Origin of the sequence: Curtobacterium sp. 260, from assembly GCF_030803485.1 — a bacterium.
In the GTDB taxonomy this organism is placed as follows: Bacteria; Actinomycetota; Actinomycetes; order Actinomycetales; family Microbacteriaceae; genus Curtobacterium.
Map to the genome: position 1 here is coordinate 177,876 of NZ_JAURUY010000005.1, position 20,697 is coordinate 198,572.

General features: G+C 71.0%; 19 protein-coding genes. 1 reads left to right on the forward strand and 18 read right to left on the reverse strand.

Translation table 11 applies throughout. From position 1 onward, the window contains the following. Positions 1-19: 19 nt before the first annotated feature. From J2X59_RS08585 to J2X59_RS08625, 9 genes are all read right to left on the reverse strand, one after another. Positions 20-922 (reverse strand): F0F1 ATP synthase subunit gamma, encoded by a 903-nt coding sequence (locus J2X59_RS08585; protein ID WP_069710758.1) that lies wholly within the window; start codon positions 920-922, stop codon positions 20-22. Then, a complete protein-coding gene (atpA, locus tag J2X59_RS08590; protein WP_066654625.1) occupies positions 923-2,551 on the reverse strand; it encodes a F0F1 ATP synthase subunit alpha in 1,629 nt (542 codons plus the stop codon). A 109-nt stretch (positions 2,552-2,660) separates the two neighbouring features. Further along, positions 2,661-3,455 carry a F0F1 ATP synthase subunit delta gene (locus tag J2X59_RS08595; RefSeq protein ID WP_066654626.1) on the reverse strand — a complete coding sequence of 265 codons (795 nt, stop codon included), beginning with the start codon at positions 3,453-3,455 and terminating at the stop codon, positions 2,661-2,663. Between the two features lie 2 nt (positions 3,456-3,457). Continuing rightward, a complete protein-coding gene (locus J2X59_RS08600; protein ID WP_066654628.1) occupies positions 3,458-4,012 on the reverse strand; it encodes a F0F1 ATP synthase subunit B in 555 nt (184 codons plus the stop codon). Between the two features lie 9 nt (positions 4,013-4,021). Further along, on the reverse strand, positions 4,022-4,258 hold the full coding sequence (gene atpE, locus J2X59_RS08605; RefSeq protein WP_027465781.1) for an ATP synthase F0 subunit C: 237 nt from the start codon (positions 4,256-4,258) through the stop codon (positions 4,022-4,024). Between the two features lie 62 nt (positions 4,259-4,320). Beyond that, positions 4,321-5,106 carry a F0F1 ATP synthase subunit A gene (gene atpB, locus J2X59_RS08610; RefSeq protein WP_144411309.1) on the reverse strand — a complete coding sequence of 262 codons (786 nt, stop codon included), beginning with the start codon at positions 5,104-5,106 and terminating at the stop codon, positions 4,321-4,323. Positions 5,107-5,285: 179 nt separating this feature from the next. Continuing rightward, positions 5,286-5,765 (reverse strand): hypothetical protein, encoded by a 480-nt coding sequence (locus J2X59_RS08615; protein ID WP_326496366.1) that lies wholly within the window; start codon positions 5,763-5,765, stop codon positions 5,286-5,288. Next, positions 5,762-6,988: an MraY family glycosyltransferase gene (locus J2X59_RS08620; protein WP_326496367.1), complete on the reverse strand. Its 1,227-nt coding sequence runs from the start codon at positions 6,986-6,988 to the stop codon at positions 5,762-5,764. Before J2X59_RS08620 ends, J2X59_RS08615 begins: the two co-directional genes overlap by 4 nt. Continuing rightward, a complete protein-coding gene (locus J2X59_RS08625; RefSeq protein ID WP_066654631.1) occupies positions 6,985-7,659 on the reverse strand; it encodes an L-threonylcarbamoyladenylate synthase in 675 nt (224 codons plus the stop codon). Before J2X59_RS08625 ends, J2X59_RS08620 begins: the two co-directional genes overlap by 4 nt. A gap of 25 nt (positions 7,660-7,684) precedes the next feature. Here J2X59_RS08625 and J2X59_RS08630 point away from each other — a divergent pair, with 25 nt between their 5' ends. Beyond that, positions 7,685-8,344, forward strand: a complete 660-nt coding sequence (locus J2X59_RS08630; protein ID WP_326496368.1) for an HAD family hydrolase — start codon at positions 7,685-7,687, stop codon at positions 8,342-8,344. 123 nt (positions 8,345-8,467) lie between these two features. On the opposite strand, the gene prmC is transcribed toward J2X59_RS08630, so the two are convergent. From prmC to argS, 9 genes are all read right to left on the reverse strand, one after another. Continuing rightward, entirely contained in the window at positions 8,468-9,343 is an 876-nt protein-coding gene (prmC, locus tag J2X59_RS08635) for a peptide chain release factor N(5)-glutamine methyltransferase (protein WP_326496424.1), read from the reverse strand. Positions 9,344-9,362: 19 nt separating this feature from the next. Then, positions 9,363-10,445 (reverse strand): peptide chain release factor 1, encoded by a 1,083-nt coding sequence (gene prfA, locus J2X59_RS08640; RefSeq protein ID WP_066654635.1) that lies wholly within the window; start codon positions 10,443-10,445, stop codon positions 9,363-9,365. A gap of 3 nt (positions 10,446-10,448) precedes the next feature. Next, positions 10,449-12,653 (reverse strand): transcription termination factor Rho, encoded by a 2,205-nt coding sequence (rho, locus tag J2X59_RS08645; RefSeq protein ID WP_326496369.1) that lies wholly within the window; start codon positions 12,651-12,653, stop codon positions 10,449-10,451. 177 nt (positions 12,654-12,830) lie between these two features. Next, complete coding sequence (gene thrB / locus J2X59_RS08650; protein ID WP_326496425.1) at positions 12,831-13,787, reverse strand: homoserine kinase; 957 nt, start codon at positions 13,785-13,787, stop codon at positions 12,831-12,833. A gap of 32 nt (positions 13,788-13,819) precedes the next feature. Beyond that, positions 13,820-14,899, reverse strand: coding sequence for a threonine synthase (gene thrC / locus J2X59_RS08655; protein WP_326496370.1), 1,080 nt, complete (start codon positions 14,897-14,899; stop codon positions 13,820-13,822). A 50-nt stretch (positions 14,900-14,949) separates the two neighbouring features. Beyond that, positions 14,950-16,269: a homoserine dehydrogenase gene (locus tag J2X59_RS08660; RefSeq protein WP_209682380.1), complete on the reverse strand. Its 1,320-nt coding sequence runs from the start codon at positions 16,267-16,269 to the stop codon at positions 14,950-14,952. 56 nt (positions 16,270-16,325) lie between these two features. Next, positions 16,326-17,726, reverse strand: coding sequence for a diaminopimelate decarboxylase (lysA, locus tag J2X59_RS08665; protein ID WP_326496371.1), 1,401 nt, complete (start codon positions 17,724-17,726; stop codon positions 16,326-16,328). A gap of 87 nt (positions 17,727-17,813) precedes the next feature. Then, positions 17,814-18,569, reverse strand: coding sequence for an LmeA family phospholipid-binding protein (locus J2X59_RS08670; RefSeq protein ID WP_326496372.1), 756 nt, complete (start codon positions 18,567-18,569; stop codon positions 17,814-17,816). A 389-nt stretch (positions 18,570-18,958) separates the two neighbouring features. Continuing rightward, positions 18,959-20,629, reverse strand: a complete 1,671-nt coding sequence (argS, locus tag J2X59_RS08675) for an arginine--tRNA ligase (RefSeq protein WP_251159739.1) — start codon at positions 20,627-20,629, stop codon at positions 18,959-18,961. Positions 20,630-20,697 lie beyond the last annotated feature (68 nt).

A 20,697-nucleotide genomic window follows, 5' to 3' on the forward strand; every position in this document is an offset into this window, starting at 1 on the left:
CCGCGAGCTTCGCGGACCACTACTTCTTCTTCGACGAGAGGGCGTCGGCGCCGCCGACGATCTCGGAGATCTGCTGGGTGATCTCGGCCTGACGCGCGTTGTTCGCGAGACGGGTGAACTCGCTGATGAGCGAGTCGGCGTTGTCACTGGCGGACTTCATGGCCTTCTGCCGGGCGGCGTGCTCGGAAGCGGCCGACTGCAGCATGGCGTTGAAGATGCGGCTCTCGATGTAGACCGGGAGCAGCGCGTCGAGGACGGCGTCCGCATCGGGCTCGAACTCGTAGAGCGGCAGGGGCTCACCGTTCGACGGCTCCTCGACACCCTCGACGACCTCGAGCGGGAGCAGGCGCACGACCTGCGGCTCCTGGGTCGCGAGGCTGATGAACCGGTTGAAGACGATGTGGATCTCGTCCACGCCGCCCTCCGCCGTGTCCTGGAGGAACTTCGACACGACGGCGTCGCCGATCTCCTTCGCCGTCGAGAACTCCGGCTGGTCCGTCCCGCCGATCCACTGCCGCTCGGACGGGCGCTCGCGGAACGCGAAGTACCCGACCGACTTGCGACCGACGAGGTAGAACACGACGTCCTTGCCCTCGCTGCGGAGCAGGGAGGCGAGCTCCTCGCCCTGCTTGAGGACGTTCGAGCTGAACGCGCCGTTCAGGCCGCGGTCCGAGGTGAACAGCACCACGGCTGCGCGGGTCGACGACTCGGGCTCGGTGGTCAGCACGTGGTCGACGTTCGAGAACGTCGCCACGGCCGACACGGCCCGCGTCACGGCCCGCGAGTACGGACCGGACGCGGCCATGCGCGCCTGTGCCTTCTGGATCCGCGACGCCGAGATCAGCTCCATCGCGCGGGTGACCTTCTTCGTGGTCTTCGCCGACTTGATGCGCTGGCGGTAGACCCGGACCTGTGCCGCCATCTAGCGACGACCCTTGACGATCTGCTCCTGGTCGACGTCCTCGGCCTGGGCCGCGTCGAACGACTCCGAGCCGAGCGTCTTGCCGTCGCTCGTCTGGAAGCCCTTCGTGAAGGCGTCGATCTCGCGGTCCATCGCGGCGACGGTCTCGTCGCTGAGCTGGTTCGTCTCACGCAGGGTGGTCAGGACGTCGGAGTTGCGACGCAGGTGCTCGAGCAGCTCGGCCTCGAAGCGGAGCACGTCGGGGACGGGCACCTCGTCGAGCTTGCCGTTCGTGCCGGCCCAGATCGAGACGACCTGCTCCTCGACCGGGTACGGCGAGTACTGCGGCTGCTTGAGGAGCTCCGTCAGGCGCGCACCACGGTCCAGCTGGCGACGCGACGCCTGGTCGAGGTCGGACGCGAACATCGCGAACGCCTCGAGCGAGCGGTACTGCGCGAGCTCGAGCTTGAGCGTGCCGGAGACCTTCTTGATCGACTTGACCTGGGCGTCACCACCCACGCGGGACACCGAGATGCCCACGTCGACGGCCGGACGCTGGTTCGCGTTGAACAGGTCCGACTGCAGGAAGATCTGGCCGTCGGTGATCGAGATCACGTTGGTCGGGATGTAGGCCGAGACGTCGTTCGCCTTGGTCTCGATGATCGGGAGACCCGTCATCGAACCGGCGCCGAGGTCGTCGGACAGCTTCGCGCAACGCTCCAGCAGGCGGGAGTGCAGGTAGAAGACGTCACCCGGGTAGGCCTCGCGGCCCGGCGGACGACGCAGGAGGAGCGACACCGCACGGTAGGCCTCGGCCTGCTTCGACAGGTCGTCGAAGATGATCAGGACGTGCTTGCCGCCGTACATCCAGTGCTGGCCGATGGCCGAACCGGTGTAGGGGGCGAGGTACTTGAAGCCGGCCGGGTCGGAGGCCGGGGCGGCGACGATGGTGGTGTACTCCATCGCACCGGCGTCCTCGAGCGCACCCTTGACGGAGGCGATCGTGGAGCCCTTCTGGCCGATGGCGACGTAGATGCAGCGGACCTGCTTGTCCTCGTCGCCCGACTCCCAGTTGGCCTTCTGGTTGATGATCGTGTCGATCGCGATGGCCGTCTTGCCGGTCTGGCGGTCGCCGATGATCAGCTGACGCTGACCGCGGCCGACGGGGATCATCGCGTCGATGGCCTTGATGCCGGTCTGCAGCGGCTCGTGGACCGACTTGCGGGACATGACGCCCGGGGCCTGGAGCTCGAGGGCACGGCGGCCCTCCGCCTGGATCTCGCCGAGACCGTCGATCGGGTTGCCGAGCGGGTCGACCACGCGACCGAGGAAGCCGTCGCCGACGGGAGCCGAGAGGACCTCGCCGGTGCGGGTGACCTCCTGGCCCTCCTCGATGCCGCCGAACTCGCCGAGCACGATGGCGCCGATCTCGTCCTCGTCGAGGTTCTGCGCGAGACCGAGGGTCCCGTCCTCGAAGCGGATGAGCTCGTTCGCCATGACGCCGGGCAGGCCCTCGACGTGCGCGATGCCGTCGCCCGCGTCGGTGACGTGCCCGACCTCGGCCGTGGAGGCCTTCGTCGGCTCGTAGTTCGAGACGAAGTCCTTCAGGGCATCACGGATCTCATCGGGGCTGATGGTGATGTCTGCCATGGGATTTTCCTTGTTGGTTTCCGGGGCCCTGCGGCTCCGAGAGGGTGATGCTGCCCGGTGAGGGACAGTTCCCGTTGTGGACTTGGAGGGGTCGGCTTCGACGGTACGCTCAGCCGGCCAGCTGGAGCCGGAGCTCCGACAGGCGCGTGGACACCGTGCCGTCGATGACGTCGCCACCGACCTGCACGCGCATCCCGCCGACGACCGCGGGGTCGACGACCTGGTTGACGCTGATGTCCTTGCCGTACCGCTCGCTGATGCCGCGGGCGACGCGAGCCGCCTGACCGTCCGAGAGCGGGGCCGCGGTGGTCACCGTGGCGACGAGCTTGCCGGCCTGGTCGGCCACGATGCGCGAGGCATCGCGGACGATCTCACCGATGCGGCGGCCGCGGGGCTGCTGCACGAGGTGCTCCAGGATCGCGGTGGTCTGCGCCGAGACCTTCGAACCGACGAGCCGCTGGACGAGCGCAGCCTTCTCCGACGGGCTGCCGAGCTTCGTGCCCAGTGCCAGCTCGAGCGCCGCGTCCGAGCGGACGGCGGTCTCGAAGGAGAACAGCTCGGCCTCGATCGACGTCTCCGACGATGCGGTTCCGGCGACGGCGCGGATGCCCGCGTCCTCGACACCCGCGAGCAGGTCCGACGGCGAGGACCAGCGCGAGCCGGCCACCGCGGTCAGCACCGCACGCGTCGCCTCGGACTGGCCGGCGAAGACGCGGTCGATGAGGACCTTCTTGCCGACGACGTCCGCGGTCGGGTCCGCCAGCAGTCCGAGCAGCTGGGACGAACCGGCGATCGCACGCCCGGTGGAGAGGATCTCGATGCCCGTGGCGAGGTCGACCGACCCGCCGAGGTCAGCGAGGACCGCCCGCGTGGACGAGAGTGCGGACCGCGTGGCGCTCCGCATGCTCAGCGCTCCCCGGCCGGCTGGCCCTGGGACGCCTCGAGGTCGGCGATGAAGCGGTCGACGACCGCAGCCGACTTCGCGTCGTCCCGCAGGGATTCCCCGATCACACCGGAGGCGAGGTCGAGGGCGAGGGTGCCCACCTCGCTCCGCAGCGACTGGAGCGCGCTCTGCCGCTCGGCCTCGATCTGCGCCTGGGCGTTGGCGGTGATGCGTGCTGCATCTGCCTGCGCCTGCTCGCGGACCTCGTTGCCGATCGCGGTCGCGTCGGCACGGGCCTGCTCACGGATGCGCGAGGCCTCGGCACGCGCGTCGGCGAGCTGCTTGTTGTACTCGTCGAGTGCAGCGGCGGCCTGCTCCTGAGCGGCCTCCGCCTTCTTGATGCCACCCTCGATGGCCTCGGTGCGCTCATCGAGCATCTTCGTGATGCGCGGCGTCACGACGCGCCACATCACGAGGAAGATGATGACGAAGGCCACCGCGGACCACACGATGTCGTACACCGGTGGGATCAGCGGATTGTGGGTCTCCTCCGCCGCGATGATGAGTGCAGTCTGCATCGAGAAGCCTTAGTTGGTGAAGATGAAGTACGTCGCGATACCGATGAAGGCCAGGGCCTCCGTGAAGGCGATACCGATGTACATGAGGGTCGTCAGACGGCCCTGGAGCTCGGGCTGGCGAGCGACGGACTCGATCGTCTTGCCGACGACGATGCCGACGCCGATGGCCGGGCCGATCGCAGCGAGGCCGTAGCCAACCGTCGCGATGTTGCCGTTGATCTCCGCGAGAACGGTCGTTGCGTCCACGTGTTTTCCTTTCGAGTGCGGCCCGACGGATGTCGTGCCGTATGGGGGTCAGAAGGGGTCGGTCAGTGCTCGTCAGCCAGCGCGAGCTGGATGTACACAGCGGTCAGCAGCATGAAGACGTACGCCTGCAGCAGCGCGACGAGGATCTCGAAGAAGCTGAACGCGATGCCGAACGCCAGGGTCCCGATGCCGAAGAGCTTGAAGAGGCTCTCGGCGTCGAAGAAGAAGAACCAGGTGGCCGAGAAGAAGAGCACCAGGAGGAGGTGACCCACGACCATGTTCATGAGCAGTCGCAGCGTCAGCGTCACCGGACGGAGCACGAAGGTCGAGACGAGCTCGATCGGCGTCACGATGATGTAGAGCGGCCACGGGACACCGGGCGGGAAGAGCGCGTTGCGGAGGAACGTGCCCGGGTGCTTGCGCAGGCCCGCGTAGATGAACGCGACGTAGGCGACGATCGCCAGGATCATCGGCATCGCGATGCGGCTCGTACCGGCGATGTTCATGAACGGGATCAGACCCGTCAGGTTCATGAACAGGACTCCGAAGAACACCGTGGCCAGGAGCGGCAGGAAGCGCTTGCCGTCCTTCTCACCGAGGTTGTCGAAGGTGTTGCGGCGGACGACGTCGAACGCGTACTCGATGAACGCCTGTCCGCGGTTCGGGACGAGCTTCAGGGCACGGGTCCCGACGAACGCGAAGACGAGCAGCACGGCCACCGCGAACAAGCGGATGAGGACGATGCGGTCCATCTCGATCGGGGTCCCGGCGAAGAAGATCGGGTCCGGGAAGAACTCGTTGATCGACGGACCATGGAATTCGGCGGCCTTGCTGCTCCCCGCCGCCACGGTGTTGGCCGCGGCGGTGAGGGACAGGGGAAGAGCGTGGGATAGCAGCGCTGTCTCCTGTGTCGGCGCGCGCACACACGGCACGCGATGGTGGACTTTGTGGAGGCTCGTCCGCTCCGAGCGAGGCTCCGGACGCGGACTTCGAGAAGCCTATCAGGTGCGAGAGGCTTCTCGGGCTCTCAGGGCCGTGGGGTGTCGTTCCCAGGATCGACCGCGTCGCCGGGCAGGCGCACCCCGATCGGGATCCGGGCCTTGGCGACCGCCACGACGTCGATCACGAGCGACCCGACGACGCCCGCGATGATCACCACGGCGAGCACCGGGAAGTCCACCCAGCCGCGGTCGCGCAGGGCGAGCAGGACCACCAGGAAGAGCACGAACTTCAGGATCCACGTCCCCATCACGATCCCGAAGAAGGCGCCCGAGATCATCTGCCCCTTCGACACCCGGAGGGCGACGAGCACCGAGACCGCGGTGAGCCCGAGGAACACCACGCTCAGCACGGCGCCGAGCAGGCCACCGGCGAGTCCGGGCGTCCCGGCGACGACGAGCCCGACGACTCCCCCGACGACGGCCAGGCCGACGGCGAGCAGGGCCGCCCAGAGGAGGATCCGGCGGAACACCGGCCGGACGTGGTCGAGGGCGTTCGGTGCGGTCACGAGGGGTCTCCAGGGATCGTTCGGTCGTTGGCGGCGCGGTCGAGCGGGTCGAGGCTGGCGTCGACGACGGTGTTCGAGCGGGTGGCGGCCTGCGCGGCGAACTCCGCGCGCTTCCGGCCGAGCGGGGCGAAGGTGGCGATCGCGCACACGGTGAAGCCGACCGCGACGACGGTGACCACCCAGTACCACTCGACGAAGAGGAACAGCAGGCACCCGACGGCGACGGTGGCCGTCCACGCGTAGAAGATCAGCACGGCGTGGAAGTGGGAGTGCCCCATGTCCAGCAGGCGGTGGTGCAGGTGCTTCCGGTCGGCCGAGAACGGCGACTTGCCCGCGCTGAGCCGACGGGTGACGGCGAGCCCGAAGTCGAGGATCGGCACGATCAGGATCGCGAAGGGCAGCAGGATCGGGATGAACGCCGGCAGCAGGGCCTGGCGTGTCGAGATGACCGCGGGGTCGATGTTGCCCGTCACGGACACGGCGCTCGTGGCCATCAGGAACCCGACGAGCAGCGCGCCGGCGTCGCCCATGAAGAGCTTCGCCGGGTGCCAGTTGAGGACGAGGAACCCCGTGCAGGCACCGACGAGCACCGCCGTGAGCAACGAGGGCAGGTTGAAGAAGAACTCCGTCTGCACGACCACGCGGTTGATGAAGAACGTGTAGAGGAAGAACACGCCGCCGGCGATGATCGCGACCCCGGCGACGAGGCCGTCCAGACCGTCGATGAAGTTGACGGCGTTCATCACGAGCACGACGGCGAGCACGGTGAAGATCAGGCTCATGTAGGACGACCCGACCCCGAGCGTGTTGCCGATCGGCAGCGACACGATCGCCACGCCCTGCCAGGCCAGGATCCCCGCGGCGATGATCTGCCCGGCGAGCTTCGTCATCCAGTCGAGGTCCCAGATGTCGTCGGCGACTCCGAGCACCACGATGATCGTCGCACCCGCGAGCACCGCGATCACGCGCCCGGGTTCCGAGAACACGAGCCGGAAGTAGTCGGTCCCCGCGATGGAGGGGAAGAGGAACCAGGCCGCCAGCAGGGACACGATCACGCCGAGGTACATCGCGATCCCGCCGAGCCGCGGTGTGGGCGTGCGGTGCACGTCGCGCTCCCGGACCTTCGGGTACCAGCCGTAGCGCAGGCCGAGCTTCCACACGGCCCAGCTGCAGACGAAGCTCACCACGGCCGCGATGGCCCCGGCGAGCAGGTAGTACTTCACGTGACGAGGTCGGCTCCGACGACCCGGACGATGTCCTCGTCGGCGATCACCCCGTGTCGAACGATCGTCAGCTTCCCGCCGGTCGAGAGGCCGGTCGCGTCGACGATGGTCGACCCGGTCGAGGCGGCGAAGCCGTCGTGCACCGCGAGCGGTCCGCCGTCGAGGTAGACCGACACGCTGTCGCCGAGCATCGACTCTGCCCGGTCCACGTCCATCGCGGCAGGGTCTCCGGTCGAGTTCGCGGAGGAGACCGCGAGCGGTCCGACCTCCTGCAGCAGCTCGAGGGCGATGCGCGAGTCCGGCATTCGGAGCGCGACGGTCCCCCGGGTCTCCCCCAGGTCCCAGTCCAGCGACGGTTGCGCGCGCAGGATGACGGTGAGCCCGCCGGGCCAGAACTCGTCGACGAGGTCGCGGACCTGCTGCGGGATCTCGGTCGCCAACGCCTCGAGCGTCGGCGGTCCGGGGATCAGCACCGGGGGCGGCGACTGGCGGGTGCGGCCCTTGGCGTCGAGCAGGCGCTGGACGGCGGTCGCGCTGAAGGCGTCCGCCGCGACGCCGTAGACGGTGTCGGTCGGGACGACGACGAGTTCTCCCCGGCCGAGGGCGGCACGTGCGAGCCGCATCCCGGTCAGGAGCCCGTCGGGGTCGGTGCAGTCGTATCGGGAGGCCATGACTCGACGATGATAGTGCGACACAATGGACCGCATCGTGAACGAGACGCCCGCGCCCCGACTCCTGTTCCTCTTCGACATGGACGACGTGCTCGTCCGGTACGACTGGCGGGTCCGGATGGCGGCCCTCGGCGAGTACACCGGGCACTCCTTCGAGGAGCTCCGCCGACGCTGGTGGGACTGCGGCCACGAGTCCCGTGCCGAGGCCGGGCACTTCCCCGACGGCGACGCCTACCTCGCCGCCTTCGCCGAGGCGATGGGGTGTGCGGTGCCCGAGGCGGACTGGGCGCGCATCCGCGGCGCGGCGATGACCGAGCTGCCCGAGCGCATCGAGGCCGTCCGGATCGCGTCGGAGCACGGCCGTGTCGGCCTGCTCACGAACAACGGTCCGCTCGCGGGCCGGTGGATCGGGACGTGGGCACCCTCGTTGCCGCCGCTCTTCGGCGAGCACCTGGACACGACGAGCAACTTCGGCGCGCGCAAGCCCGAGCCCGAGGTCTTCGAGCGGGCGCTCGCGCACCACGGCGTTCCCGCCGAGCGCGCGTTCTTCGCCGACGACATGCCGGTCAACGTCGAGGCGGCCCGCGACGTCGGCGTCCACGCGGTCCTGGTCGAGGAGCACACCGACCTGCGTGAGGCGGTCCGCGCCTTCGTCGCAGCCCAGGAGCGGGTCGCCACCGCCTGACCCGTCACGTCCGCGACACGCAACGAGCGCGGTTCCTCGCAGCGCTGTACCGCTGCGCAGGTCCGCCGAGGTCGCGTCGCGCGGGGACCGGGACGACGGCCGGGAGGCCCGGGGAGCGTCCGCCTAGCGGGTGGCGGTGGTCGTGCGGTCGCGCCCCGTCAGGTCGACGTGCGTCTCCGGGGACCGGAACCCCCGCCGCGCGAGCACGTCGCGCACGCCGGCGCCCTGCTGCTCGGCGTGCTCGATGACGAGGAGCCCGCCCGGGACGAGGAGCCGCCAGGCCGTCTCGGTGAGTGCCCGGACGGCGTCGAGCCCGTCGGGTCCCCCGTACAGCGCGAGCGCCGGGTCGTGGTCGCGGACCTCGGGGTCGACGGGCACCATGTCGTCGGGGACGTACGGCGGGTTCGAGACGACGACCGAGACCGTGCCGTCGAGCTCCGGGAGCGCGTCGGCGAGGTCGCCCTCGACCAGTCGCACGGTGCCGCCGTGCCGATCGATGTTGCGCCGGGTCCAGGGCAGTGCCTCGGGTGACCGCTCGACCGCGTAGACGACGGCGTTCGGCACCTCGGTGTCCATCGCGACGGCGATCGCCCCGCTGCCGGAGCCGAGGTCGACCGCCACCGGCTCGGGCACCGCGGTCGCACGCAGTGCGTCGATGCCGAACTGCACGACGCCCTCGGTCTCGGGCCGGGGCACGAAGACGCCCGGCCCGACGGACAGCGTCAGCGCTCGGAAGTGCGCCTCGCCCGTGATGTGCTGCAGCGGCTCGCGGGTTGTGCGACGGGCGACGGCGTGCCGGAAGCGCTCGACGTGCTCCGCCGCGATGGCACCTCCCGTCAGGGCACGGACCTGCACGGCACCCCGCGACGTGTCGGTCGCCCAGGCGAGCAGGAGTTCGGCGTCGACGCGCGGGGTCGGGACACCGTGCGCGACGAGCGCAGCGGTCGCCTCGTCGAGGAGGCGATCCGCTGCGGACGTGGGACGACTGTCGGAGGTGATCCGTGCCTCCAGACCGGGCCTAGGCGTCCTGGTCGCCGATGGCGGCCAGGCGTGCCTCTTCGTCCGCCTGGATGGCGGACCGGACGACGGGCTCGAGCGCACCGTTCATCACGCGGTCCAGGTCGTACGCCTTGTACCCGGTGCGGTGGTCCGCGATGCGGTTCTCCGGGAAGTTGTACGTGCGGATGCGCTCCGAACGGTCCATGCCACGGATCTGCGACTTGCGCGCGTCCGAGGCGATGGCGTCGAGCTCCTCCTGCTGTCGCGCGAGGATGCGGGCGCGCAGGACGCGCATGCCGGCCTCACGGTTCTGCAGCTGGGACTTCTCGTTCTGCATCGCCACCGTGATGCCCGTGGGCAGGTGGGTGATGCGGACGGCGGAGTCGGTCGTGTTGACCGACTGTCCGCCGGGGCCGGACGACCGGTAGACGTCGATCTTGAGGTCGTTCTGGTTGATCTGGACCTCCTCGGGCTCGTCCACCTCGGGGAACACCAGCACGCCGGTGGTCGAGGTGTGGATGCGTCCCTGCGACTCGGTCGCCGGCACGCGCTGCACCCGGTGCACACCGCCCTCGTACTTCAGGTGCGCCCAGACGCCCTGGGACGGGTCGGTCGCGTTCGACTTGATCGCGACCTGCACGTCCTTGTAGCCGCCGAGGTCGCTCTCGGTCCGCTCGAGGAGCTCGACCTTCCAGCCCTTCGTCTCGGCGTAGTGCGAGTACATGCGGAGGAGGTCGGCCGCGAAGAGCGCCGACTCCTCACCGCCCTCACCGCCCTTGATCTCCATGATGACGTCGCGGCCGTCGTCCGGGTCCCGCGGGATGAGCAGCCGGCGGAGACGCTCCTGGCGCTCCGACAGCTGCTCCTGGAGCGCCGGGACCTCGTCCGCGAACGCCTCGTCCTCGCGGGCGAGCTCCTGGGCGGCGGCGAGGTCGTCCCCCGCCGCCTGCCAGGCCTCGTACGCGGCCTTGATCTGGTTGAGCTCGGCGTACCGCCGGTTCACCTTCTTCGCGCGGGCCGCATCGGCGTGGAGCGCGGGGTCCGACAGCTGCTGCGTCAGGTCCTCGTGTTCCGCCAGCAGCCCGGCCACCGACTCGAACACGCGTTACTCCTGGTGGCCGTCGTGGCGACCGCCGGTCGTGGGGACCGACTTCTGCACCTGGACCAGGAACTCGACGTTCGACTGCGTCTCCTTGAGGTTGCGGAGGACGACGTCGAGCGCCTGCTGCGGGTCGAGCCCGGCGAGGGCACGGCGCAGGCGCCACGTGATCTTGACCTCGTCGGCGGAGAGGAGCTGCTCCTCGCGCCGGGTACCGGAAGCGTTGATGTCGACGGCCGGGAAGATCCGCTTGTCGGCGAGGTGCCGGTTGAGGCGGAGCTCCATGTTGCCGGTGCCCTTGAACTCCTCGAAGATGACCTCGTCCATCTTGGAGCCGGTCTCGACGAGCGCGGTGGCGAGGATGGTCAGCGAGCCGCCGTCCTCGATGTTGCGCGCAGCGCCGAAGAAGCGCTTCGGCGGGTACAGGGCCGCCGAGTCCACGCCACCGGAGAGCACGCGGCCGGAGGCCGGCGTCGCCAGGTTGTAGGCGCGGCCGAGACGGGTGATCGAGTCGAGGAGCACGACGACGTCGTGGCCCAGCTCGACCAGGCGCTTCGCACGCTCGATGGCGAGCTCGGCGACCGTGGTGTGGTCCTCCGCCGGACGGTCGAAGGTCGAGGCGATGACCTCGCCCTTCACCGAGCGCTGCATGTCGGTGACCTCTTCGGGCCGCTCGTCCACGAGCACGACCATGAGGTGCGCCTCGGGGTTGTTCTTGGCGATCGCGTTGGCGATGGCCTGCAGCACGACGGTCTTGCCGGCCTTGGGCGGCGAGACGATGAGGCCGCGCTGCCCCTTGCCGATCGGTGCGACCAGGTCGATGATGCGCGTGCTGAGCTTCGCCGGCTCGGTCTCGAGGCGGAGGCGCTCGTTCGGGTACAGCGGGGTCAGGTCGTGGAACTCGACACGGGCCGCTGCCTCGTCCGCGGTCTGGCCGTTGACCGAGTCCACCTTGACGAGCGCGTTGTACTTCTGGCGCGCCTGCTGCTCGTTGTCGCGCGGCTGCTTGATCGCACCGACGATCGCGTCGCCCTTGCGCAGGTGGTACTTCTTCACCTGGCCGAGGGACACGTAGACGTCGCTCGGTCCCGGCAGGTAGCCGGTCGTGCGGACGAACGCGTAGTTGTCGAGGACGTCGAGGATGCCCGCGATCGGGATGAGGACGTCGTCCTCGGTGATCTCCGGCTCGAACTCGTCGTTCTGGCCGCCGCGGCCGCGCTTGCGGTCTCGCTGACGACGACCGCGGCCGGCCTCGGCCTCGTCGGCGTGCTGCTGCTGCTGGGCGTTCTGCTGCTGGCCGTTCTGCTTCTGCTGGCCGTTCTGCTTCTGCTGACGGTCGTCCTGCTTCGCGTCGCCGGACTTCTGCTCGTCCTGCTTGCCGTTCTGCTTCTGCTGCTGACCGTTCTGCTGGCCGGCGTTCGACTGGCCACCGTTCTGCTGGCCGCCGTTCTGCTGGCCGCCCTGCTGGTCACCGCTCTGCTGTTCGGTGCCCTCGGCGTTCTGCCCGCGGCCACGACCCCGACCACGGCTGCGACGTCCGCGGCGCGAACCGCCCTCGCCCTGCTGGTCGGCCTGGTCGCCCTGGTCCGTCGCCGAGGTCGGCTGCGCGCCGGTCGCCTCGTCGGTCTCGGGGGCAGCGGCCTGCTCGGCGCCGTCCCGCTGCTGGCCGCCGTCCTGCTGGCCGGCGTCCTGGTTCCCGCGGCGGCCGCGGCGGCGACCGGACTGCGCGGCCTCCTCCGCGTCCTTCTCGGCACGGACCTGGTCGAGCCCCGCGAGCAGGTCCTCGGTGCCGGTGTGCCCGTGGTTCGTGTGCTCCGCGGCCGAGGTCTGCGCGGTGTTCACCGTGCCGGCCGAGGAGGCGCGGCGCGAGCGGCGACCGCGGGGCTCCGGAGCCGACTCCGTCTGGTCGGCTGCGGCGTCGTCGGCGGCCGGCGAGGTCGCCGGTGCGGCCAGCGTCGGCTGCTCGTCGGGGGTCTCCTGCACCGCGGGTGCGGCCTCCGCGGCGGCGGGTGCCTCGTCGGCCGGCGTCTCGGCAGCGGCGGCGTCGGTCGACGGGCGCTTGTCCTCGATCGACGCGATGAGGTCGCCCTTGCGGAGCTTCGAGAGCCCCGTGATGCCGAGCGAGGAGGCGATGCGCTGGAGCTCCGGGAGGCGGAGCGCGCGCAGGTCGCTGGGGATCTCCACCGGGGTGGAGTCGTTGACGTTCGTCAAGGTCGGTGTTTCCTTTCGAACCGCAGAACGCGGAGAGTTTCCACCGTCCCGGCGCATGGGTGCGCTGCGACCGCCGTTCAGACGACGGACCGGGATTCGGTGATCTGAAAGAGAGTGCCCCCGCGCACCGGACCCTGCGCCAGCGCCGACGGATCCGGTTCGGATCGGTCTGTGCGCCTACGCTGGATCGGCTTCGAGCGCCGAGTGCGGCACCACTGTAGCACCACCGAGGTCCACGGCCAGCATGAGCGCCCGCCAGTCGGACTGCGCGTGTCGCGCCACCAGGTCGGCCGCGGTGAGGCGCTGTGCCGGGTCGCTGCCCAGCACGAGCAGGCTCGGCCCGGCGCCGGACACCACCGCGGCGAGCCCGTGCTGCCGCAGCAGACCGATGAGCGCGTCGGTCTCCGGCATGGCGCTCGCACGGTACGACTGGTGCAGCCGGTCCTCGGTCGCGGCGAGCAGCAGCTCCGGGCTCTGGATGAGGGCGGCGACGAGCAGCGCCGAGCGCGACACGTTGAACGCGGCGTCCTCGTGCGGCACGCTCGCGGGCTGCAGGGACCGCGCGAGCTTCGTCGAGAGCGTCGACGCCGGCACGAAGACCACCGGCGAGACGCCGCGGTGCACCAGCAGGCGCTTGACCGCGGGACCCTCGGCGGTCATCCACGCGATCGTCAGACCACCGAAGAGCGCCGGGGCGACGTTGTCGGGGTGGCCCTCCATCTCGGTGGCCAGGGTGAGCAGGGTCGACGCGTCGAGGTCGACGACCCCTTCGAGCAGGCCGCGGGCCGCCATCAGCCCGGCGACGATCGCGGCGGCCGACGAGCCCATGCCGCGGCCGTGCGCGATCGCGTTCACGGCGTGCAGCTCGAGTCCGGGCTGCTCCACACCGGCGTGCTCGAGGCCACGACGGACGGCCTGCACGACGAGGTTCGACTCGTCGGTGGCGACCTCACCGGCACCGACGCCCTCGACGATCACGGTCGCGCCGGGCTCCGGACGGACGCGGACGACCACCTCGTCGTAGACCGACAGCGCCAGCCCGAGCGAGTCGAAGCCGGGGCCGAGGTTCGCCGAGGTCGCCGGGACCCGCACACGGACCGCCCGTCCGGCCGGTACAGCGTTGCGGGCGGTCACGCCCTCCCCCGGTCCGGACGAGCGGTCGACGCTCACGCGGAGCCGACCAGTCCGAGCACCTCGGCGACCGACTTCGTGTCGACCGGGACGCTCGTCGGTGCGACCTCGCCGCCGTCCTCCGTGCGGAGTGCCCACTGCGGGTCCTTCAGGCCGTGGCCGGTCACCGTGATGACGACCTTCGCGCCCCGCGGCACGACACCGGCGTCCGCACGCTCGAGCAGCCCGGCGACGCCGATGGCCGACGCGGGCTCGACGAAGACCCCGACCTCGGCGGACAGGATGCGGTGCGCGGCGAGGATGCCCTCGTCGGTGATCGCACCGAAGTAGCCGTCGGTCTCGTCACGCGCCTCGAGCGCGTACTGCCACGACGCCGGGTTGCCGATGCGGATGGCGGAGGCGATGGTGTCCGGGTGGCGGACGACCTCGCCCGAGACGATCGGGGCGGAGCCGGCGGCCTGGAAGCCGAACATGCGCGGCATCCGCGTCGAGCGGCCCGCGGCGACGTCCTCGCGGTAGCCGCGGGAGTACGCGGTGTAGTTGCCCGCGTTGCCGACCGGCAGGAAGTGGAAGTCCGGGGCGTCGCCCAGCACGTCGACGACCTCGAACGCGGCGGTCTTCTGCCCCTCGATGCGGTCGTTGTTCACCGAGTTGACCAGGTGCACCGGGTAGTTGGCGGCGAGGTCGCGCGCGATGTCGAGGCAGTCGTCGAAGTTGCCCTGCACCTGCAGCAGCTGGGCGTCGTGCGCGACGGCCTGGCTGAGCTTGCCCATCGCGATCTTGCCCTCGGGCACGAGCACCGCGGCGGTGATGCCAGCGTGCGTGGCGTAGGCGGCCGCCGAGGCGCTGGTGTTGCCGGTCGACGCGCAGATGACGGCCTTCGCGCCGTGCTCGACGGCCTTCGAGATCGCCATCGTCATGCCGCGGTCCTTGAACGACCCGGTCGGGTTCATGCCCTCGAACTTGACGTACACGTCCGCGCCGGTGCGCTCCGACAGGCGTCGGGCCGGGATGAGCGGCGTGCCGCCCTCGCCGAGGGTGACGACGGGCGTCGCCTCCGTGACGTCGAGACGGTCGGCGTACTCGCGCAGGACTCCCTGCCACTGGTGGGCCATCAGGCTCTCCTTGTTCGGTGTTGTGCAGTCGGGTTGCTGACGGTGCGGGGCTAGGCCCCGACCACCCGCAGGACGCTGGTGATCTCGACGACGACGTCCTCGCCCCGGAGCGCGACGACCGTGGCGGCCAGGTCGGACTCGCGGGCGAGGTGCGTGCCGATGACGAGGTTCGCGGTGCCGGCCGTGCCGTCGCCCGGGTCGGTCGCGGCGGACTGCTCGACGGTCTCGACGCTCACGCCGTGCTTCGCCAGGACGCCGGCGACCGTGGACAGCACGCCGGGGGCGTCGGCCACGTGCAGCGTGATCTGGTAGCGGGTGCGGACCGTGCCGATCGGGAAGACCGGCAGCGCCGACTGGGTCGACTCCGCGATGCCGGGGCCGCCGATGACGTGACGACGGGCGGCGGACACCAGGTCGCCGAGCACGGCCGACGCGGTCTCGACGCCACCGGCACCGGCGCCGTAGAACATCAGGTCGCCGGCCGCCTCGGCCTCGACGAACACGGCGTTCTTCGCCCCGTGCACGCTGGCGAGCGGGTGCGACTCCGGCACGAGCGCCGGGTAGACACGGGCGCTGACGCCCTCGACGCCGTCCTCGTCGGTCAGGCGCTCGGCGGTCGCCAGGATCTTCACGACGTAGCCGGCCTTCCGCGCGGCGCGGACCTGCTCGATCGTGACGGCGGTGATGCCCTCGCGGTGCACGGCGGCCAGGGGCACGGAGGTGTGGAACGCGAGCGAGGCGAGGATGGCGGCCTTCTGCGCGGCGTCGTAGCCCTCGACGTCGGCGGTCGGGTCGGCCTCGGCGTACCCGAGCTCCGTCGCTGTCGCGAGGGCGGCCTCGAAGGTCGAGCCCTCGCGGTCCATCAGGTCGAGGATGAAGTTCGTCGTGCCGTTGACGATGCCCATGATCCGCTCGATGCGGTCGCCCGCGAGCGAGTCGTGCAGCGGCCGGATGATCGGGATCGCGCCGGCGACCGCGGCCTCGTAGTAGAGCTGTGCGCCGACCTGCTCCGCCGCGGCGAAGAGCTCGGGGCCGTGCGTGGCGAGGAGCGCCTTGTTGCCGGTGACGACGTCCGCACCGGACTGCAGCGCCTGGAGCACCAGCGTGCGCGCGGGCTCGATGCCGCCGATCAGCTCGACGACGATGTCCGCGCCGAGGATGAGCGACTGCGCGTCCGTCGTGAAGAGCTCCTTCGGCAGGTCCACGTCGCGCGGAGCGTCGAGGTCCCGCACCGCGATGCCGACGAGCTCGAGTCCGGCACCCGCGCGCGAGGCCAGCTCGTCGCCGTGCTCGAGGAGCAGGCGCGCCACCTGGGAACCGACGGAGCCGGCTCCGAGCAGCGCGACGCGGACGTTGCGGTATTCGATCATGTGGTGCGCATTCCTGTGGGGCGGGCGGCAGCCCGGTCGGGTCGGGGTCAGCGGCGTCAGCCGGCGACGACCCCCGTGTCGCGGGCGAGCAGGTCGTCGATCGACTCGCCACGGACGAGGATACGGGCTGCGCCGTCCGCGACCGCGACGACCGGCGGACGGCCCACGTGGTTGTAGTTGCTGGCGAGGGACCAGCAGTAGGCACCGGTCGCCGCGACGGCGAGCAGGTCACCGCGGTGCACGTCGCCCGGCAGGTACTCGTCGTTCACGACGATGTCGCCCGACTCGCAGTGCTTGCCGACGATCCGGGTCAGCACCGCCGGGGCGTCCGAGCTGCGGGCGAGCCGGGCCGTGTAGTCGGCGCCGTACAGCGCCGGACGGGCGTTGTCGCTCATGCCGCCGTCGACCGACACGTAGGTGCGGGTCGCCGAGGAGCCGTCCTCGGTCTCCAGCGAGACGGGCTTGACGGTGCCGACGCGGTACAGCGTGGTGCCCGCCGGGCCGACGATGTAGCGCCCGGGCTCGACGGCGATCTCCGGGACGGGGATGCCCCGCTCGGTGCAGGCGTCGGCGACGATCGTGGCGAGGGCCTCGGCGACGTCCTCGGGCGCGAACGCCTCGTCGGCCTCGGTGTAGTCGATGCCCCACCCGCCGCCGAGGTTCAGCTCCGGGACCGGACCCGTCGCCACGAGTTCGGCGTGCACGTCCATCAGTCGCCGAGCTGCCTCACGGAACCCGGACTCGTCGAAGATCTGCGACCCGATGTGCGAGTGGAGTCCGACGAAGGCGAGCGACGGCTCTGCCCGGACCGCGGCCGCGGCGGCGGCGGCCTCGCTCAGGGGGATGCCGAACTTCTGGTCCTCACGCGCCGTGGCGAGGTACTCGTGCGTCGAGGCGTGCACGCCGCTGTTGATCCGGATGCGCACGCGCTGGACCGTGCCGGCGTCGGCGGCGGCACGCGCGACGCGGCCGATCTCCTCGTGGCTGTCGAGGACGATCGTGCCGAGGCCGACCTCGACCGCGCGGGCGATCTCGGCGTCCGACTTGTCGTTGCCGTGGAAGCCGAGCAGCGCGGGGTCCGCTCCCCCGGCCAGCGCGACGGCGAGCTCGCCGGCGGTGCAGACGTCGAGTCGCAGTCCGGCACCGGTCATCCACGCGGCGACCTGGGTCGTGAAGAACGCCTTGGCGGCGTAGTACACGTGGGCACGCGTGCCGATGCGGGCGAACGCCTCGGTGAAGGCCGTGCGCACCCGCGCCGCGCGCGCCTGGACGTCCCGCTCGTCCACGACGTAGAGCGGGGAACCGAACCGGGCGACCAGGTCCGACGCCGAGATGCCGCCGACGGCGAGCTCACCGTCGTCCGTCCGCGTGGCCGAGGCCGGCCAGATCCGCGCGGTCAGCGCGGAGGCGTCGGCGGGGAACCGCAGCCGCGGCGGGGCAAGGGGGTTGGCGCTCACGGGACCCGATCCTACCGAGCCGCCACGGGCCTCCAGGCCGGTGTTACGCCCGTCGGCCGCGGTGGTGACGCGCCGGGATCGACGGCGTCAGCCGCAGGCGCCGACCGTGCGCAGGCCCTGCTCGGTCAGCGGCAGCGAATCGGCGGTGACCCGGACGGTGGCCTCGGCGGAGGTCACGTCGACGGACCGGACCCGGAGCTGCTCGGGCAGGAACTGCGCCGTGCAGACCTGCACCGGGACGCCCGTGACGCCGGGGATGCGGTCGACCTTCAGGCCGAGGTCCGAGTTCGTGATGCGGACGCTCTGCGGGGTGATCGTGACGCCACGGCCGTCCTGCTGTGCCACCACGTCGCCGGTGGCCGCGTAGCCGATGTCGTACCCGAGCACCGCGGTCGAACCGGACAGCTCGACGCCGCCGTCGACGAGCCGGAGCCGCTCGAACAGCGGGCTGTACTTGGCCAGGTCCTGCACGCTCGTCGCGGCGAGGGTGACGTGGCCGTCGACGTCGTGCACGTCGCCCTTGCCGTCCACCGGGACGTCGCGAGCGGTGACGTCGGCGGCCAGCGGGACCCCGTCGACGGTCAGCCGGTCCGCGGTGATGTCGACCCGGTCGAGCGTGCCGGCGAGCAGCTGCGGGACGACGATACCCTCGGCGTGTGCGGTGACCTCGCCGGTGGCGCCCTCCGGGAGCGACTGCTCGACCTGGTCGGCGATGATCCGGTCGACGACGCCCCGCAGCACGAACTCCGCGACGACGACGAGCGCGGCGAGCACGAGCACCAGGACGACGAGGACGACGGGCCAGCGACGGCGCTTCCGGGAGGGCTCGGTGGCGACGGACATGCGTCCCACCCTGCCAGGTGCTCCCCGCAGCCGGCCTGGAGGCGCGGTGTGCGCCCGGTGTGCGCGCTGCGGCGGGCGCGGCGGGGCGCGGCGCGACGTGGCGCGGTGCGCGGGGCGCGGTGCGCGGCCCGGCGCGGCGCGGGGCGCGACGCGGCGCACGGCCCGGCGCGGCGCGACGTGCTCGCGCACGACCGGAAGCACGTCGCGCCACGTGATCACGTGGCGCGACGTGCTTCCGGTTGTGCAGATGCGTGCTGGGCGCGCCGGCGACGAACCATTGAATCGACATCGAACCAGGCGGATCGCCTGGTTTGATGTCGAGAACGTGGTTCGACGCGACGCGACGCGACGCGACGCGACGCCGCGCAAGCGCGCGGCGCGACGCCGCGCTACATGCGCTCGGGCGCGCTCACCCCGAGCAGACCGAGACCGTTGCGGACGACCTGCCCGGTCGCGTCGTTCAGCCACAGGCGCGTGCGGTGCAGGTCCGACACGGCCTCGTCGCCGAGCGGCGTCACCCGGCAGGAGTCGTACCAGCGGTGGTACAGCCCGGCGAGCTGCTCGATGTACCGCGCGATGCGGTGCGGCTCGCGGAGCTCCGCGGCCTGGCGCACCACGCGCGGGTACTCGGCGAGGGCTCCGAGGAGGGCGCTTTCCGTCTCGTGCGTGAGCAGGGACGCGTCGAACGCGGAGCGGTCCACGCCCGAGGCGGCGGCGTTGCGGGCGACCGACTGCGTGCGGGCGTGGGCGTACTGCACGTAGAAGACCGGGTTGTCGTTGGTGCGCTTGGTGAGCAGGTCGAGGTCGATGTCGATCGAGGTGTCGCTCGCGAACCGCACGAGGGCGTAGCGACCGGCGTCGACACCCACGGCGTCGACGAGGTCCTCCATCGACACGATCGTGCCGTTGCGCTTCGACATGCGGAAGGGCTGGCCGTCCTTGAGCAGGTTCACCATCTGGCCGATGAGGATCTCGAGGTTCTTGCCGGGCTCGTCACCGAACGCCGCGCACATCGCCATCATGCGACCGACGTAGCCGTGGTGGTCCGCGCCGAGCATGATGAGGTTGCGCTCGAACCCGCGCTCGCGCTTGTCGAGGTAGTACGCCAGGTCGCCCGCGATGTACGCCGGCTGCCCGTCGGACTTGATCACGACGCGGTCGCGGTCGTCGCCGAAGTCGGTCGTGCGGAGCCAGAGCGCACCCTCGGCCTCGTACATCTTGCCGAGGGACTGCAGCCGCTCGATGGCCCGCTCGACGGCCTTCGACTCGTGCAGCGAGTTCTCGTGGAAGTAGACGTCGAAGTCCACGCCGAAGTCGTGCAGCGAGGACTTGATGTCGGCGAACATGAACTCGACGCCCTCGCGGCGGAACAGCTCCTGCGCCTCGTCGCGCGGCAGGTCGCGCACGTCGGTGCCGGCGGGCAGCGTCGCGATGACCCGCGCGGCGATCTCGCCGATGTAGGCACCGCCGTAGCCGTCCTCCGGCGTGGGCTCCCCCAGCGCCGAGGCGACGAGCGACCGGGCGAAGCGGTCGATCTGTGCGCCGTGGTCGTTGAAGTAGTACTCACGGGTGACGAGGCCGCCCTGCGCCTCGAACACGCGGGCGAGCGAGTCACCGACGGCGGCCCAGCGCACACCGCCCATGTGGATCGGACCGGTCGGGTTCGCGGACACGAACTCGAGGTCGATGGACACGCCCTCGTACAGGTCGCCGTGTCCGAACGCGTCGGCCTGGTCGACGATCGTGCGGGCGATCTCACCGGCGGCGGCGGCCTCGAGCGTGATGTTGATGAAGCCGGGGCCGGCGACGTCGACGGACGCGACACCGTCGAGCTCGGTCAGCTCGCCGGCGATCTCGGTCGCGAGCTCGCGCGGGTTCGTACCGAGGCGCTTCGCGAGCTGCATCGCCGCGTTCGAGGCCCAGTCGCCGTGCGCACGGTTCTTCGGCCGCTCGAGGGCCACGTGGGACTCCCCGATCGTCACGGTGTCGGACGCGCCTCGTCGCTCGACGATCCCGGTCAGGATCGACAGGTACGCGGCGGAGAGTTCGGCAGGAGTCACGAGGGTCGAGTCTACCGGGACGCCCAGGTGCCTCGCGGGCCGGTGCCGGACGGCGTGCAGCATCATGG